Source organism: Mesorhizobium sp. M7A.F.Ca.AU.002.02.1.1 (assembly GCF_003998535.1).
GTDB lineage: Bacteria > Pseudomonadota > Alphaproteobacteria > Rhizobiales > Rhizobiaceae > Mesorhizobium > Mesorhizobium ciceri.
In genome coordinates, this window is the sequence record NZ_RZPB01000056.1 from 1 (window position 1) to 15,557 (window position 15,557).

The 15,557-nt window shown below is 63.3% G+C and carries 15 protein-coding genes and 1 pseudogene; 6 read left to right on the forward strand and 10 right to left on the reverse strand.

The window, feature by feature from the left end; all coding sequences use genetic code 11:
- Positions 1-168 (reverse strand): annotated as a pseudogene (locus tag EN879_RS39755) (TetR/AcrR family transcriptional regulator); the annotation flags it as partial.
- 132 nt (positions 169-300) lie between these two features.
- Here EN879_RS39755 and EN879_RS06070 point away from each other — a divergent pair.
- Together EN879_RS06070 and EN879_RS06075 are read left to right on the forward strand one after the other, a co-directional pair.
- Complete coding sequence (locus tag EN879_RS06070) at positions 301-1,500, forward strand: HlyD family secretion protein (RefSeq protein ID WP_013528495.1); 1,200 nt, start codon at positions 301-303, stop codon at positions 1,498-1,500.
- Between the two features lie 22 nt (positions 1,501-1,522).
- Positions 1,523-3,118 carry a DHA2 family efflux MFS transporter permease subunit gene (locus tag EN879_RS06075; protein WP_063169717.1) on the forward strand — a complete coding sequence of 532 codons (1,596 nt, stop codon included), beginning with the start codon at positions 1,523-1,525 and terminating at the stop codon, positions 3,116-3,118.
- A 198-nt stretch (positions 3,119-3,316) separates the two neighbouring features.
- Here the strand turns inward: EN879_RS06075 and msrB are convergent, their stop codons facing one another.
- From msrB to EN879_RS06100, 4 genes are all read right to left on the reverse strand, one after another.
- Positions 3,317-3,820: a peptide-methionine (R)-S-oxide reductase MsrB gene (msrB, locus tag EN879_RS06085; RefSeq protein WP_013528493.1), complete on the reverse strand. Its 504-nt coding sequence runs from the start codon at positions 3,818-3,820 to the stop codon at positions 3,317-3,319.
- A 212-nt stretch (positions 3,821-4,032) separates the two neighbouring features.
- Entirely contained in the window at positions 4,033-4,590 is a 558-nt protein-coding gene (locus EN879_RS06090; protein ID WP_013528492.1) for a fasciclin domain-containing protein, read from the reverse strand.
- Positions 4,591-4,811: 221 nt separating this feature from the next.
- Entirely contained in the window at positions 4,812-5,540 is a 729-nt protein-coding gene (locus EN879_RS06095; protein ID WP_082826618.1) for an anti-sigma factor, read from the reverse strand.
- Positions 5,537-6,076 (reverse strand): sigma-70 family RNA polymerase sigma factor, encoded by a 540-nt coding sequence (locus EN879_RS06100; RefSeq protein ID WP_063169719.1) that lies wholly within the window; start codon positions 6,074-6,076, stop codon positions 5,537-5,539. Before EN879_RS06100 ends, EN879_RS06095 begins: the two co-directional genes overlap by 4 nt.
- Positions 6,077-6,228: 152 nt before the next feature.
- Here EN879_RS06100 and EN879_RS06105 point away from each other — a divergent pair, with 152 nt between their 5' ends.
- Both EN879_RS06105 and argB read left to right on the forward strand, forming a co-directional pair.
- A complete protein-coding gene (locus EN879_RS06105; RefSeq protein ID WP_063169720.1) occupies positions 6,229-7,728 on the forward strand; it encodes an amidase in 1,500 nt (499 codons plus the stop codon).
- Positions 7,729-7,831: 103 nt separating this feature from the next.
- Positions 7,832-8,725 (forward strand): acetylglutamate kinase, encoded by an 894-nt coding sequence (gene argB, locus EN879_RS06110; protein WP_013528489.1) that lies wholly within the window; start codon positions 7,832-7,834, stop codon positions 8,723-8,725.
- 8 nt (positions 8,726-8,733) lie between these two features.
- On the opposite strand, the gene bchE is transcribed toward argB, so the two are convergent.
- Together bchE and EN879_RS06120 are read right to left on the reverse strand one after the other, a co-directional pair.
- Positions 8,734-10,302 (reverse strand): magnesium-protoporphyrin IX monomethyl ester anaerobic oxidative cyclase, encoded by a 1,569-nt coding sequence (gene bchE / locus EN879_RS06115; protein ID WP_063169721.1) that lies wholly within the window; start codon positions 10,300-10,302, stop codon positions 8,734-8,736.
- 117 nt (positions 10,303-10,419) lie between these two features.
- The gene (locus EN879_RS06120; RefSeq protein WP_024502088.1) at positions 10,420-10,896 is read right to left on the reverse strand and encodes an Lrp/AsnC family transcriptional regulator; all 477 of its coding nucleotides are present in this window, start codon (positions 10,894-10,896) and stop codon (positions 10,420-10,422) included.
- A gap of 136 nt (positions 10,897-11,032) precedes the next feature.
- Here EN879_RS06120 and phhA point away from each other — a divergent pair, with 136 nt between their 5' ends.
- Complete coding sequence (gene phhA, locus EN879_RS06125; RefSeq protein ID WP_063169722.1) at positions 11,033-11,869, forward strand: phenylalanine 4-monooxygenase; 837 nt, start codon at positions 11,033-11,035, stop codon at positions 11,867-11,869.
- Between the two features lie 121 nt (positions 11,870-11,990).
- Here phhA and EN879_RS06130 read toward each other — a convergent pair whose 3' ends face one another.
- From EN879_RS06130 to EN879_RS06140, 3 genes are all read right to left on the reverse strand, one after another.
- Entirely contained in the window at positions 11,991-13,430 is a 1,440-nt protein-coding gene (locus EN879_RS06130; RefSeq protein WP_063169723.1) for a GMC family oxidoreductase, read from the reverse strand.
- A complete protein-coding gene (locus tag EN879_RS06135) occupies positions 13,427-13,603 on the reverse strand; it encodes a hypothetical protein (RefSeq protein WP_082826619.1) in 177 nt (58 codons plus the stop codon). The genes EN879_RS06130 and EN879_RS06135 overlap by 4 nt, the downstream gene beginning before the upstream one ends.
- A 194-nt stretch (positions 13,604-13,797) precedes the next feature.
- Complete coding sequence (locus EN879_RS06140) at positions 13,798-14,559, reverse strand: GGDEF domain-containing protein (protein WP_013528483.1); 762 nt, start codon at positions 14,557-14,559, stop codon at positions 13,798-13,800.
- Positions 14,560-14,719: 160 nt separating this feature from the next.
- Here EN879_RS06140 and EN879_RS06145 point away from each other — a divergent pair, with 160 nt between their 5' ends.
- Positions 14,720-15,433, forward strand: a complete 714-nt coding sequence (locus EN879_RS06145; RefSeq protein ID WP_013528482.1) for a pyrimidine 5'-nucleotidase — start codon at positions 14,720-14,722, stop codon at positions 15,431-15,433.
- The last annotated feature ends 124 nt before the right edge of the window (positions 15,434-15,557 follow it).

The following is a 15,557-nucleotide window of genomic DNA, read 5'->3' on the forward strand; positions in this document are numbered from 1 at the left end:
GTTCATCGAGGCGGCTTCGAAGCCCTTGTCGATGAAGACACGACGGGCGCCGTCGATGATCTGGCTGCGCTTGGCCGGATCCTGCCCCGCGGCCGGGCGGCCACGGCGCAAGCTTTCCAACAGGTCGTCACACGACTCGTTTTCGACATTGGGCGGGGTCTCGGCCATGAAAGTCACACCTCGAAAATAATTCGAACCAAGCGGTTCGATTGCCCTTGATATGGTCCTCTTTACGCGCTATGTCAACGGCCGGATCGAACCGAACGGTTCAATATTATATTATAACTTTAGAGAGATGTCATGTCCTCGAACGCGCCGACCACTGCTGAAGTCCGTCCCTTCCCCAACGCCAAGGTTGCGCCAGCGACGGAAGCACCGGAAGTACCTGTCCAGCCCGTCTCGTCGCCGCCGGCAGAGGCTCCGGCCAGGAAGAAGCGTTCGGTGCGTTCCTTCCTGCTGCCGGTCATCGGTGTTGCCTTGCTGGGCGCCGGCGCCTGGTATGGGTACGACTACTGGACAACGGGCCGCTTCATGATCTCGACGGACGATGCCTATGTCCAGGCGGACATGGCGTTCATCTCGCCCAAGATTTCCGGCTATGTCGATCAGGTCAAGGTCAGCGAGAACCAGCTGGTCAAGGCCGGCGATCCGCTGCTCGTCGTCGATGACGGCGATTACAAGATTGCCGTCGCCCAGGCCGAGGCGCAGATCGCCACCTTGAGCAAGACGCTCGACCGTATCGACGCCCAGACCGACGCGGCCCGCGCCTCGCTGCAGCAGGCCCAGGCGCAGAAGGTCGCCGACCAGGCCGCGGCCGACAACGCAGCCAAGGTCGCGGCGCGCGCCTCGCAGCTGCTCAAGACCCATGTCGGCACACAGGCGCAGCTGGACGACGCCCAGACCGCGGTCCAGCAGGCCGATGCCGCCCTTGTCGGCGCCGACGCACAGATCGCCGCCGCGCAAGCCAATATCGGCGTGCTGCAGGCGCAGCGCGCGGAATCGGCGAGCACGCTGGCGTCCCTGCAGCTCAGCCATGACAAGGCGCTGCGCGATCTTTCCTTCACCGTGCTCAAGGCGCCATATGACGGCATCGTCGGCAACCGCTCGGTCGAGCAGGGCGACCTTGTCAGCCCCGGCCAGAAGCTCGCCGTCATCGTGCCGATGGACAAGCTCTACATCGTCGCCAACTTCAAGGAGACACAACTTGCCCGGCTGGTTCCCGGCGAGAAGGTCAGGATCTCGGTCGATGCGACCGACGGCCAGGACTTCGAGGGAACCGTTTCGTCGCTGGCGCCGGCTTCGGGTGCCGTGTTCTCGCTGCTGCCGCCCGAAAACGCCACCGGCAACTTCACCAAGGTCGTGCAGCGCGTTCCGGTCCGCATCGATGTGCCGGCCGATGCGCTGAAGAGCGGTAAGCTGCGCGCCGGCCTGAGCGTCGTCGTCGCCGTCGACAGCCGCACCGCCCCATCCGGGTCGGCGTCAGTGGCAGCGTCGAATTGAGCGGCGGCCGGGGAGCAATGCCATGGCAACCGCAACCCTGACAGCAGGAGCGCCGCCGGCGAGGCCGGCTGTGCCTGACACCATTTCGACGCGGCGCGTCATCGCCTTCCTGGCGATGGTGTTCGGCATGTTCATGGCCATCCTCGACATCCAGATCGTCTCCGCCTCGCTGTCGGAGATCCAGGCCGGCCTGAGCGCCAGCTCCGACGAAATTCCGTGGGTGCAGACCGCCTACCTGATCGCCGAAGTGGTGATGATCCCGCTGTCGGGCTTTCTCAGCCGGATGCTGTCGACGCGCGTGCTGTTCACCATCTCGGCGGCAGGCTTCACCGCGGCCAGTGCGCTGGCGGCGACCGCCACCAACATCGACCAGATGATCGTCTACCGCGCCGTCCAGGGCTTCATCGGCGGCGGCATGATACCGAGCGTCTTTGCCGCTGCCTTCACCATCTTCCCGCCCTCGCGCCGCGCCGTCGTCTCGCCGATGATCGGCCTCGTGGCGACGCTGGCGCCGACCATCGGCCCGACCGTCGGTGGCTATATCAGCCATGCCATGTCCTGGCATTGGCTGTTCCTGGTCAATGTCGTGCCCGGCATCCTGGTGACAACGGCGGCCTGGATGCTGATCGACTTCGACAAGCCCAACCTCAAGCTGTTCAGCAAGTTCGACTGGTGGGGCCTCGCCGGCATGGCGGCCTTCCTGGGCTGCATGGAATATGTGCTCGAGGAAGGCCCCAACAATGACTGGCTGCAGGACCAGGGCGTCTTCATCTGCGCCGTCGTCATGACCGTCGGCGCGGTCCTGTTCTTCTGGCGCGTATTCACCGCCGAGGAGCCGATCGTCGACCTGAAGGCCTTCACCAACATCAACTTCGCCTTCGGCTCGCTATTCTCGTTCGTCATCGGCATCGGTCTCTACGGCCTGACCTATCTCTACCCGGTGTTCCTCGGGCGCATCCGCGGCTACGATTCGATGATGATCGGCGAGGCTCTGTTCGTCAGCGGCCTGGCGATGTTCTTCACCGCGCCGATCTCGGGCATCCTGTCGAACAAGATGGACCCGCGCCTGATGATGATGATCGGCTTCTTCGGCTTCGCCACCGGCACCTGGTGGATGACGCATCTGACCGCCGACTGGGATTTCTATGAGCTGCTCATCCCGCAGATCCTGCGCGGCTGTTCGATGATGCTGTGCATGGTTCCGATCAACAACATCGCGCTCGGCACCTTGCCGCCCGAGCGGCTGAAGAACGCGTCCGGCCTGTTCAATCTCACCCGCAACCTTGGCGGTGCCGTCGGCCTTGCGCTGATCAATACCGTGCTGATCGACCGCAACGCCTTCCACTACGCAAGGCTCTCCGAGCATGTGCAATGGGGCAGTGAAGCCGCGCAGACCAAGCTGCAGAACATGACCCGCAATTTCGAGCAGACCCCCGGCCTCGATGCGACAAGCGCTGCGATCTCCAAGTTGTCTGGCATGGTCCAGCAGCAGGCGGCGTTGCTGTCCTTCATGGACGTGTTCTTCATGCTGACGGTGCTGTTTGCGACGCTTGGCCTGTTCACCATGCTGATCCGCAAGCCGGCCGCACCGGGTGGCGGCGGCGGTGGGGGGCACTGATAGGGAGCAATTCCAGGAAAAGTGTAAGGCGGTTTTCCCGGGAAAAGCGCGCAGCGCTTTCCCTTGGAGATTGCGACAAGACAAGGATACGTGGGCAGCGGTTTCGGGAAGCTCCTCCAGTCCACGCCCGAAAAGCTCTGACCGCGTAAAAAACTCCGGGCCGCAAGCCCGGAGTTTTTTGCATTCGGGTCTATGGACTCAGGCCGTGGCCGGTTTGAAGGTCAGCGCGACGCCGTTGATGCAGTGGCGCAGGCCGGTCGGCGCCGGACCGTCGTCGAAGACATGGCCGAGATGGCCGCCGCAGCGGCGGCAATGTGCCTCGGTACGCGTCATGCCGAGCGACCTGTCCACGGTCGTGCCGATCGCCTTGGGGATCTCTTGCCAGAAGCTCGGCCATCCGGTGCCGGAATCGAATTTCGTCTCCGACGAATAGACCGGCAGGTCGCAGCCGGCACAGGCGAAAATGCCCTTGCGGTGTTCGTTGAGCAGCGGGCTGGTGCCGGGGTACTCCGTGCCTTCCTTGCGCAGCACGTCGAAGGCGGCCGGCGACAGGATGGCTTTCCACTCGGCGTCGGTCTTGACGACCTCGAAGCTCTCGGCCGCTTGTGCTGCCTGCGGATCGCCCATGCGCAGCATCGTTGCCGCGGCCCCGATCACGCCGATGGCGGCGGCACCGCTCAAAAGAAAGTCGCGACGGTTCATGACCAGTTCCTCCTGATGTCCTTTTGCCAAACTACACCGCCGCGCGGAAATCAAAAGCCGGTGACGGTAGCCCCTCGAACGAACACTCCGCGCCCTCCCACATCCGAATGCAGGCGGGCGCGAAGTGCACGGGCCAATTGCGGATCACGGGAGCGGGATCGTGCAATCGACGGAGGGTCCTTGCCGTCAGTTCGCCGGCAGCAAGCCCCTTGTTACATCTTGGGCAAAAGAACCTTGTCGATGACGTGGATGACGCCATTGGACTGTTCGACATCGGCGATCGTCACATTGGCGACATTGCCGTTCTCGTCGGTGACCGTGACCTTGCCGCCGTCGGCCTTGAGCGACAATTCGCAGCCGCCGACCGTCTTGACCTTGTGGGTGCCGCCGTCAGCCTTGGCCATCGCGGCCACATCTGCTCCCATCGCCTTGGCGCCGATGACATGGCAGGTCAGGATCTTGGTGAGCTTGTCCTTGTTTTCTGGCTTGAGCAGCGTCTCGACCGTACCGGCCGGAAGGGCTGCGAAGGCTTCGTTGGTCGGCGCGAACACGGTGAACGGACCGGCGCCCTGCAGCGTCTCGACAAGGCCGGCGGCCTTCACGGCGGCGACCAGCGTGGTGTGATCCTTCGAGTTCACGGCGTTCTCGACGATGTTCTTGTTGGCATACATGGCGGCGCCGCCAACCATCGGGTTTTCGGCGTAGGCGGCGGTGGCAAGGGCCGAAACGGCGATCGTACCGGCGAGCAAAAGGGTGGCGTATCTACGCATGATGTCGAACTCCTCGGGTTTTTCTCTTCCCATTCTTGGGGACGCGAGGAGATACGGAACAAACTCGCCCGAGTTTCAGAAATATTGTGATTCTTGATTTTATCCACGGCGCAGAGGGATTTCCCGAGCCATCGGCCGCCTGCCGACATGCTGTCTATGGGCATGTTCAGCGAAGGATAGACTTATGATAGTCTGTTGTGATTTTTCAGGTGAAGAGCCGGTCAGATGCTCTTCAGGTCGCCAGCGGCAACCACCGGTCCGGTCGGCTGTCCGGTCGGCGAACCGCCCGACGGCTCGAGGCTGACGGCAAGCACCGCGCCCTGGGCAAGCTTCTGCTGGGCCGCCGGCGAGACGACGATATGTGCCGTAGCACCGGTCGGAATGACGCCCATCGAGACCGGCGGGTTCTTGCCCTCGATCATCCACAGCTCGAAGTCCTTGCCGGAAGCACGCTCACCGGAGACATGCGACAGGCCGACTTCGTGATGCGCGGCGTCGTAGACGGCAAGATATCTGACGTCGCTGCCTTCGGCGGCCAGCGAAGCGACGAGGCGCGCCTGCGGCTGCTCGACCGGCGGGTTGAAGACGGGCACGGCGATGTAAATCGCCAGTGCCGCAACCGCGGCTGCGGCAAGGGCGCGCCAGAAGGCCAGGCTGGACCAAAGGCCGCCGCGCACTTCGGCGGGCCTGCTCACCGCGGCAGCGGTAGCGAACAGGCGGCGGTCGACCGCGGTCTTCACCGAAACCGGCGGCTCGACTTCCCGAAAGGCGGCGGCAAGCGGTGAGAGCCTGACCTCCCAGTCCTCGACAAGACGGGCGAAAACCGTATCCGCATCGATGCGGCGAGAGACGATCTGGCGTTCGTCGGCATCGAGCACGCCGAGAACGTACTCGGCGGCGAGCAGGTCGTCGCCTCCACGTTCCGGTCCTGTGTCTTCTGCCAGCGTCATCTTTCCAGGCATTCTCTGAGTTTCAACAGGCTGCGGCGCAGCCATGTACGCATCGTGTTCAGCGGCACGCCATGGCGCTCCGCCAGTTCGGCATAGCTCTCGCCCTTGAGATAGGCGCCCCGGACGGCTGCTGCCCGGTCCTTCTCCAGCTCATCGAGACAATGGTGGATACGTTCGGATTCGTCGCCCGCCACCGCCATCGCTTCAGGCCCCGGCGCCGGATCGGCCACGTCGAGCGCGGCATCGATGTCGGCGGCGGGGTTGCGCCGCGCTCTGATGCGATCGATCGCATGATTGCGCGCGATTGCCACCAGCCAGGAGATCGGGCTTAGATCGGAAACAGCAAAACGGTCGGCCTTCGTCCATATCTTGACGAAGACTTCCTGCAGCGCTTCTTCCGCGTCTCCCCGGTCGTTCAATACACGAAGACAGACGCCAAAAAGTTTCGCGCTGGTCTGCCGGTAAAGCAGATCGAACGCGGCCCGATCCTTCATCGAAGTCCGAACGATCAGCTTGGTGATGTCCTGCGGCGTCATTGCAGGCAAATTAGGCGATTGCCATGTATTTGCAACGACGGAAATAACCTTGTGCACGCCTAAGCTTTTGTGTGTCGCCGGCCCGGATCCGTCGGTCGATTGCCAATGGAATTGCCACTGGCTAGCTTGCCTTCATTGATGGGGGAGCGCGCATGTCGGTCGAACGGATCCTTTGGGAAGAAGATGCCACCGGCCTCGCCAATCTGGTCCGCAAGGGCGAGGTTTCGGCCGTCGAACTGACCGACGCCGCGATTGCCCGCGCCGAGGCCACCCGTCCCGACATCAATGCCACGGCCGAACCGCTCTACGATGCCGCCCGCGCCCGCGCCAAGACCGTCGACCCCTCGCTGCCGCTGGCTGGTGTTCCCTTCGCCATCAAGGATCTCGGCATCGCCATCAAGGGCGTGCCGACGCATGGCGGCAGCCGCATTCCGGCATGGCTGGCCGATGTCAATTCGGCGCTGACCGACCGCTATCTCGCTGCCGGACTTATCCCGATCGTCACCTCGACATCGCCGGAGCACGGGCTTCGATTGATGACCGAATCCAGGGCCTTTGGCATCACCCGCAATCCGTGGAACACCGGCCATACCAGCGGCGGCTCTTCGGGCGGTTCGGCAGCACTGGTCGCAGCCGGCGTCGTGCCGGTGGCGCATGCCTCCGATGGCGGCGGCTCGATCCGTGTGCCTGCCGCCTGCACCGGACTTGTCGGCCTGAAGACGTCGCGCGGCCGTATACCGCTGACGCCCCTGGTGAGCGAAAGCTGGTACGGCATGGTCGTCGACCATGCGCTCACCCGTTCGGTGCGCGATTGCGCGCTGCTGCTCGACCTGACCCACGGGCCCGATCCTCTGTCGCCCTATGCCGCGCCGCGGCCGAAAGGCACGTTCGCGGCTGCCGCCGCACGCGATCCCGGCAAGCTCAGTCTGGCCGTGTACCGCAAATCGCCGCTTCGCCTGCCGATCTCGGACGAGACGCTCAAGGCGCTCGACACGGCGGTGGCGCTTGCCCGCGAGGGCGGCCACACGGTCGAGGAGATCGACTTGCCCTTTATCGGCCGCGATTTCTTCGCCGATTTCTGCAGGACGGTTGCCTCCGCCGTCGCTGGCACGATGCGGGCCGAAGCGCTGCGCGTCGGCCGTTCCGTTGCTGGCGACATCGAGCGGGCCACGCGCGTGCTCGCCCGCTTCGGCGAACTGGTGTCGGCCGGCGAGACCTATGCCGACCTGCAGCGGCTGCATGCCGCCTCACGGCGGCTGATCGCAGAGACCGCGCAGTATGACGCCGTGCTGATGCCGATCATTGCCCACCCGCCGCTTGCCTGCGGCGCAATGGATCCGAAAGGCGCCGACGACCTCATCGAGAACCTGCTCGACAAGCTTCACCTGACGCCCTTGCTGAAGCTGAAGCCGTTCTTCGGCCAGTTGATGGACAAGAGCCTCTGGTTCACCCATTGGCCGGCGATCCAGAATGTCAGCGGCCAGCCATCGATCGCCCTGCCGGTCCATGTCACCGACGCCGGCCTGCCGATCGGCGTCCAGGCTGCCGGCCGTCCGGGCGACGAGGAGACGCTTTTGTCGCTCGCCGCGCAGATGGAGAAGATCTCGGGTTGGCTGGGTCGCAGGGCGCCGCTGATGGTGCCGACACGATGACGAGGTCGTGAAGCGCTCGAATATGACAGCAAAGCCATTTGCGGGCGGCGCCAATTCCCGCTAAGACGCCGCCGTCCTTACCGATCTCCAGGGAAAAAAGCCGATGACGGAAATAACCGCCACCGCCGAAATGCAGGCAGCCCTGTTGTCGCGGGCGCTGCCCTACATGCAGCGCTACGAGCACAAGACGGTCGTGGTGAAATATGGCGGCCATGCCATGGGCGACATCGAGCTCGGCAAGGCCTTCGCGCGCGACATCGCGCTGCTCAAGCAATCCGGCGTCAACCCGATCGTCGTCCACGGCGGCGGCCCGCAGATCGGCGCCATGCTGGCCAAGATGGGCATCGAATCCAAGTTCGAAGGCGGCCTGCGCGTCACCGACCAGAAGACGGTCGAGATCGTCGAAATGGTGCTGGCCGGTTCGATCAACAAGGAGATCGTCGCGCTGATCAACGCCGAGGGCGAATGGGCGATCGGCCTGTGCGGCAAGGACGGCAACATGGTGTTCGCCGAAAAGGCCCGCAAGACCATGATCGATCCGGACTCCAACATCGAGCGCGTGCTCGATCTCGGCTTCGTCGGCGAGCCGGTCGAGGTCGACCGTACCTTGCTCGATCTTCTGGCACGCTCCGAAATGATCCCGGTGCTGGCGCCGGTGGCGCCGGGACGCGATGGCCACACCTACAACATCAACGCCGACACCTTCGCCGGCGCCATTGCCGGCGCCTGCCAGGCGACGCGCCTGCTATTCCTCACCGACGTGCCGGGTGTGCTCGACAAGAACAAGAAGCTGATCGACGAACTGACCGTGGCCGAGGCCAAGGCGCTGATCAAGGACGGCACGGTCTCGGGCGGCATGATCCCCAAGGTCGAGACCTGCATCGAAGCGATCGAGCGCGGCGTCGAAGGCGTTGTCATCCTCAACGGCAAGACCCCGCATGCGGTGCTGCTGGAACTGTTCACCGAACATGGCGCCGGCACGCTGATCGTGCCCTGAGGGGCTCGTCAGCCGGCTAACTTTCTCGCCTCGGCATCTTCAATATTGTCGATGGTGGGAATGGCGGGCTTTCTGGCCGGGCGTCGAACGGACATCGATTCCTCCTCGGCATCCTGCGGCGCGCCCCAGAATTCGGCCAGCGTCGGGCCGTCTTTCACCCTGATGTCGCGGACCAGAAAGCCCCAGACCTCGCGGAACCACACGCGGCGGCCCATCTGTGTGTACCAGCGCATCGAATGGCGCTGCTCGGGATCCTTGTGGAACAGGATGCGGGCCAGCGCCTTCGGCCGTGATTGCACCGCCAGCTCGATCAGCTTGACGCTGAAGAACAGCATCCACGGCTTCAGCCGCGTCATCTGCAGCACCTGGTGCTTGTAGTCCCACAGGCGCGCATCCTGCTGGATCACCTTGCGATCCCGCGCGATGCGGAAGAACGGCGTCCAGCGATGCGGCGTCACATAAAGCGCCTGGATCTGGTCGGGGTCGTAGGCGATGAGTTGGCGAAAGCCGCGCCACAGGTCGCGAAACCCTTCGTCCTCGAAGCCGGACACCCAGGTCGCCATAGACAGGATGCCGCTGAGACGCAGCAGCCTTATCGCCTCGCGATCGGATGAGGTGCTGCCGCCCTTGCGGATTAATTGAAGCGTCTGCTCGTCGGTGTTTTCCATGCCGAGCAGCCAGCGGATGACACCGGCCTTGCGGTAGAGATGCAGGATGTCGGCATCGCGCACGATGTCGTCGGCACGGGTCGAACCGACGATCAGCACCGGCACGTTCTCGGCGATCAGGGCATCGAGGAAGGCCCGCCAGGCTTTCTTCGAGACCGTCGGATTCTCGTCGGCAAGATTGATGAGCTCGACGCCATGTTGGCGATGCAGCCATGCGATCTCCCTGGCGAATTTCACCGGATCGCGATGCCGCCAGCGGGTCCAGAAGCCGCGCTGGCCGCAATAGTTGCACAGATGCGGACAGCCGCGCGAAAACTGCATGACCACGGCCCGCTTGCCGCCCCAGTAGCTGTAACTGGGATGGTCGATCAGTTCCCAGCCGACGCGGTAGGCGTCGAGGTCGGCAATGGTCATGGCCGCCTGTGTGGCGAAGGGGCGGCTGAGATCGTCGCGATAGGCGATGCCGGCCACGCTCGCCGGCGGCTGGCGCATCTCCAGCCCTTCGATCAGCGCCACCACCGTCGCTTCGCCCTCGCCGCGCACGATGAAGTCGAAGGCATCGGTAGCGGCCAGGATGTCGCGCCAATGATAGGTCGGGAAAACGCCGCCATAGATGATGATGGTCGCCGGCTCGCGCTCCTTGATCATGCGCGCGATCACCAAGGCGGTCGGGTGCGCCGAGGTCGAGCCGGAATGGCCGATCAGGACGAAGTCGGGGTGGTCCTCCAGTGCGCTGCGCACGACGTCATCGAGCGGCATCGGCCCGAACTCGGCGTCGACGAGGCGCACCTGATGGCCGGCATCGATCAGCGGCCCGCCGATCGCCAGCAGGCCGAGCGGCGGCAGGTGATCGTCGGGCACGCGGCTGCCGATGGCGGTGTGCGGCGGATTGATCAGGACGATTTTCATGGCGGACCTCCTGGGCAGTTGGTCCGCACAAGCTGGCCGGCGATGTGGACACGTGCTTGGCCCGTTTCAGCAGTTTGCGTGCAGCTTTTCCTCAAGGAGTGCGAAGGGCAGGCATTGTCATCGCCTGAGATGCCCGAGCGGCACATGGCCCGGGCCCTTGATGTTCTGCAGCACCAACTGCGTGTGGACGTCGCGCACGCCGTCGAGCCGCATCAGCCGGTGCATGACGAAAGCGTTGAGCTCGTCGACCGACGGCACCATGACATGCAGCAGAAAGTCATGGTCGCCGGTCATCGTCCAGCACGAGGAAACCTCGTCCATGCGCTGCACGGCGGCGATGAAGCTTTCGGGCGAGCCGTCGCTGTGGCTGACGAGGCGCACCTGGATGAACACCTCGACCATCAGCCCGACAGCGCGGCGGCTGATCACGGCGGCAAATCCCTTGATGATGCCGGCCTCCTGCAGCGCCTCGAAGCGCCGCGCGCATGGTGTCGTCGACAGGCCGATCTCTTGCGCCAGCTCGGAAACCGGTTTGCGCCCGTCGCGCTGCAGGACATCGAGCATCTTGATCTCGAAATCATCGAATCGAGGCATTTTCACTCCTTCCTGGGAATTTCTGAGTGAATATTATCCCGATTTCCGAATTCGAGCCATCATCAAAACCGATTCGCCTCCGCAAATCCGCTTAACGTTCAGCACGTCAGCGATTTGCTTTGCGAGGAGAAAAACCATGACGACGATGAGCGTTGCCGAATACGCCCGCGACTGCGCGGCGCAAGGATTGCGCGGCGACTACTCGGTCTGCCGTGCCGATTTCACCGTGTCGCAGGGTTACGATTACAGCGATGAAGAGCAGGCGGTGTGGCGCACGCTGTGCGACCGCCAGACCAGACTGACGCGCAAGCTCGCCCACCATTCCTACCTCGACGGCGTCGAAAAACTCGGCCTGCTCGACCGTATTCCCGACTTCGACGAGGTCAGCGCCAAGCTGCGCAAACTGACCGGTTGGGAGATCGTCGCGGTGCCGGGGCTCATTCCCGCGGCTCCGTTTTTCGACCATCTCGCCGATCGCCGCTTCCCGGTCACCAACTGGCTGCGGACCAGGCAGGAGCTCGACTACATTGTCGAGCCCGACATGTTCCATGATTTCTTCGGCCATGTGCCGGCGCTGTCGCAACCGGTGTTCGCCGATTTCATGCAGATGTATGGCGAGAAGGCCGGCGACATCATCGCGCTGGGTGGCGACGAGATGATTTCCCGGCTCTACTGGTACACGGCCGAATATGGCCTGATGCGGGAGGCCGGCCAGCCGCTGAAGGCCTTTGGCGCCGGCCTTATGTCGTCGTTTACCGAGCTGCAGTTCGCCGTCGAAGGCAAGGACGCCCACCACGTGCCCTTCGACCTGGAAACGGTGATGCGCACCGGCTACGAGATCGACAAGTTCCAGCGCGCCTATTTCGTGCTGCCGTCCTTCGACGCCTTGCGCGATGCCTTCCAGACCGCCGATTTCGCGGCAATCGTCGCCCGGCGCAAGGACCAGCCGGCGCTCGATCCGGCGACGCTCTAGAGCATTCCAGGAAAAGTGTGAAACGGTTTTCCGTCCGGAATTGCGTCAAACAAAGAGTTAGAGCGGATCGCCGTTCCGTGAAACGGTGAACTGCCCTAGGCAGCATGCTGCCCTGCAGCCGTCAGGCGGTGACCACCTTGCTGAGATGGTCGCCCAGCCGGCAGGCCAGCGCGGTGATCGTCGTCGTCGGGTTGCATTGACCCGACGTGCAGAACACCGAGGAGCCGCCGACATAGAGATTGTCCATGCCGTGCACCTTGCAGTTGGCGTCGACCACGCTCTTGCTGATGTCGGTGCCCATGCGCGTGCCGCCCATATGGTGATGGCCCGCCGTCTCGTCGTTGGTCGGATAGTCCTGACCATTGCTGATCCAGTCGGCAATGCGCACGCGGCCGAGATTCTTCTCGATCAGCGTTGCGCCGAACAGTCTGAGCCCTTCGAGAAGGGTGCGATGTTCCAGTTCGGATTTCTTCCAGTGCAGTTCGATGCGCGGCACGCCGGCATGGTCGACATCGGTCTTCGACAACTCGATCTGGTTGGAGGCCAGCGGCGCCTGTTCCCAGGCGACGTAGAGCTGGGCCGCGCAGCGCAGTCGCTGACTGAGCTGGTAGGACATCCATTCCGCCATGCTGGGCGCCGTGCAGGCGAGGTCGGCGATAAGGCTCTTGACCCCGGGATACGGCGTCTCGATCAGCCGGATGCCGAAGTTCATGATCTGCAGCCGCTCCATGGCGGCAAACGTCGGCGAGAAGAAGGCCTCGTTGACGGCGTCGACCTCGAACGCGTTGTAGTCGGCCAGGATGGCGTTGCCGCCCTCGAAGGTCGGATGCTCCATCCAGTAGCGGCCAAGCGCAGTTGCATTCGGCACGACGCCGCCGTTCGAGCGCTGGTTGGACCACAGAAGCAGCCGCGAATTCTCCAGCCCACCGGTGCAGACGATGAAATAGTCAGCGCTGAACGAGCCGGCATCCTGTCCGTTCGACCACAGCCTGGCGCCAGTCACGCGTCTGCCGTCGCCGGCAAGTTCGGTGGCACAAGTGTTGAGCACCACCGCGATGTTCGTGGCCTTGTCGAGTTCATCGCCGAACTTCTCGGCGAAGCGCACGGCCGGGCTCTTGATCAGCTGCACCCAGCGAATGTCGTCCGAGATCGGCATATCGGGCCGGAGGGCCGGAAGGTCGAGAATATCGCGCACTTCCGGCAGATAGGGTTCGATGTCGGTGCGGGCGATCGGCCAGCCCGTATCGGGTACCCAGGCCTTCGGCTCGAAATCCTGCTTGTCGAGCACGCGGCACCAGCCTGCCCAGTGGTTGGAACTGCCCCCCATGAACCGCAGCCGGGTGATGTCGAGATCGAAATAGAAATCTCCGACCGTGCTGCCCCGGTAAAAGTCCTGCGAGTCGTCGCTGAATTCGCGCGGACCGGCCTCCATCACCACCACCGGAATGCCGGCCGCGCCAAGCTTGCGGGCAATGGTCATGCCGGCCGGACCGGAGCCGAGGATGCAGACCTTCGGGGTGAAGTTCGCAGCGCGATACGCCTCGTAGCTGTCGAAGATCATGCCAGGTCGCTCCGCTTCAGGATCCAGCCATCGACCTCGACGATCTCGTTCGGGTCGGGCTTTGGACCGGCGGCATCGGCATCAGGCAGCTTGCGGAACAAGGACAGGGCAGGCAATGCGATCAACGCCTGCACGAGCGCGCGGCGTGACATTTTCTTGATGATGAAACTCATGGCTGGTCTCTCGGCTGGGCTTCGGCACTGCATGGCGTTCCCAGAACGGCAATTCCCGGAACGACACATGCATCACCGTGGAAGCCAGTATCGTGCCAAGTCTGGCCGCAAAGCAGTGAAAACCCGGCTAAGCGGTACAACCGAGTGCAAACAGGGTTAGAGTTTTCTTAACAGGCCGGTTGCGGCAGATCGGATCACGCCGCCTCGGAAATGCCGGTGTCGATGATCGTCAGGTTACGGCCCTGGTGCTTGGCCTGGTAGAGGCGCCGGTCGGCGGCGCGCATCAACTCCGACACGCTGGCTTCCTCGCCGCAGACAGTACCGCCGATGCTGACCGTGAGCGGAATGGTCCGCTCGTCGACGGGCCGGAAGCGGATCAGCTCGACTTCGCGGCGAATGCGCTCGGCGACGCGCTTGGCCTCCTGCTCGGTGGCGCCAACCAGAAAGGCGCCAAATTCCTCGCCGCCGATGCGGCCGAGCACATCGCCGCTGCGCACGCCGCGCTGAATCGCGCTGGCGATCAAAAGCAGCGCGTCATCGCCGGTCAGGTGGCCGAAATTGTCGTTGATGGTCTTGAAGTGGTCGGCATCGATGATCAGCAGCGCGCCGCGATCGGACTTGCGGCGCGAACCGTCGAGCGCGGCAAAGAAGCTTTCCCGGTTGAGCATGCCGGTCATGTCGTCGCGGCTCGCCTTTTCCGCCAGGCGGCGATGCGCGGCGGCGAGCTGGGCATGGGCTCGGGCGAGATCGCGATGCGCGTTTTTCAGCCTGTCGCTTTGCCAGAAAGTGCTTGCGCTGGCGGCCCACGCCAGCACCAGCGGACAGAGCGTGGAGGTCAGCCAGATCGTCCGGTTGACCGGAAATCCCATGGCCGGAACGATGATCAGGGTCAGCAGGAGAGAGGCCGCGACTGAGGCGAAAGCAACGGCGGCGGATCTCAGAATTATGCTGTTCATCGCTTGCTCCCACAAGACTGCCTCTCTGCCAGCAAGCCCTGAAGGCCACCTTTCCCAGATGCCTAAAATTTGAATCGTGAGACGATTTACGCAACCTCAACGAGCAGAAGTTGTGGATAAAGTCGCTTTCGGAATGCGCGTTTCATGCCATAAGGAGTCCATGACCACGCTCCCTGACCCCGCCCGCTTCGCCCATGTCACCGACTGGGTCTTCGATCTCGATAACACGCTCTATCCGCACCATTCGAATCTGTTCTCGCAGATCGACGTCAAGATGACCGCCTATGTCGGCGAACTGTTGGCATTGCCGCGCGACGATGCGCGCAAGTTGCAGAAGGAGCTCTACCGCGAATATGGCACGACGCTGAACGGCCTGATGACACGCCACGGCATCGACCCCGACGATTTCCTCGAGAAGGTCCACGACATCGACTATTCATGGCTGGTGCCCGATCCCGTTCTCGGCACCGCCATCCGCCAGCTTCCCGGCCGCAAGTTCATCTTCACCAACGGCGACCGCAGGCACGCCGAGCGCACCGCGCGCCAGCTCGGCATCCTCGACCATTTCGACGACATCTTCGACATCGTCGCTGCGGGGCTCAATCCCAAGCCGGCGCGCCAGACCTACGAGAAGTTCGCCGAACTCCACGCCGTCACCGGCCACAATGCGGTGATGTTCGAGGATCTTGCCCGTAACCTTTCGGTGCCGAAGTCGCTCGGCATGACCACGGTGCTGATCGTGCCGCGCAATTTCGAGCCGACCTTTTCCGAGATATGGGAGCGCGACCCGGCCAATGAGGATGATGTCGATTTCGTCACCGACGATCTGGCGGGGTTTCTGACGGCGATTGTGGAGAGGGGGGAGGGGAAATGAAGAAATGATGAAATGACGAATTGGGGATTGATCCGAACGCAGAGCCACAATCCCTTCATTCTTCAATTCTTCAATTCTTCAATTCTTCAATTCTTCAATTCTTCAATTCTTCAATTCTTCAATT

Coding starts and splice junctions, on each gene's coding strand:
- EN879_RS06095 (WP_082826618.1), bottom strand. CDS start 5,540: ATGACGCTGGCAGAAGACACAGGACCGGAACGTGGAGGCGACGACCTG.
- bchE (WP_063169721.1), bottom strand. CDS start 10,302: ATGAAAATCGTCCTGATCAATCCGCCGCACACCGCCATCGGCAGCCGC.
- EN879_RS06120 (WP_024502088.1), bottom strand. CDS start 10,896: ATGCCTCGATTCGATGATTTCGAGATCAAGATGCTCGATGTCCTGCAG.
- EN879_RS06135 (WP_082826619.1), bottom strand. CDS start 13,603: ATGAGTTTCATCATCAAGAAAATGTCACGCCGCGCGCTCGTGCAGGCG.
- EN879_RS06070 (WP_013528495.1), top strand. CDS start 301: ATGTCCTCGAACGCGCCGACCACTGCTGAAGTCCGTCCCTTCCCCAAC.
- EN879_RS06105 (WP_063169720.1), top strand. CDS start 6,229: ATGTCGGTCGAACGGATCCTTTGGGAAGAAGATGCCACCGGCCTCGCC.
- EN879_RS06075 (WP_063169717.1), top strand. CDS start 1,523: ATGGCAACCGCAACCCTGACAGCAGGAGCGCCGCCGGCGAGGCCGGCT.
- EN879_RS06140 (WP_013528483.1), bottom strand. CDS start 14,559: ATGAACAGCATAATTCTGAGATCCGCCGCCGTTGCTTTCGCCTCAGTC.
- EN879_RS06100 (WP_063169719.1), bottom strand. CDS start 6,076: ATGACGCCGCAGGACATCACCAAGCTGATCGTTCGGACTTCGATGAAG.
- EN879_RS06090 (WP_013528492.1), bottom strand. CDS start 4,590: ATGCGTAGATACGCCACCCTTTTGCTCGCCGGTACGATCGCCGTTTCG.
- EN879_RS06130 (WP_063169723.1), bottom strand. CDS start 13,430: ATGATCTTCGACAGCTACGAGGCGTATCGCGCTGCGAACTTCACCCCG.
- msrB (WP_013528493.1), bottom strand. CDS start 3,820: ATGAACCGTCGCGACTTTCTTTTGAGCGGTGCCGCCGCCATCGGCGTG.
- EN879_RS06145 (WP_013528482.1), top strand. CDS start 14,720: ATGACCACGCTCCCTGACCCCGCCCGCTTCGCCCATGTCACCGACTGG.
- phhA (WP_063169722.1), top strand. CDS start 11,033: ATGACGACGATGAGCGTTGCCGAATACGCCCGCGACTGCGCGGCGCAA.
- argB (WP_013528489.1), top strand. CDS start 7,832: ATGACGGAAATAACCGCCACCGCCGAAATGCAGGCAGCCCTGTTGTCG.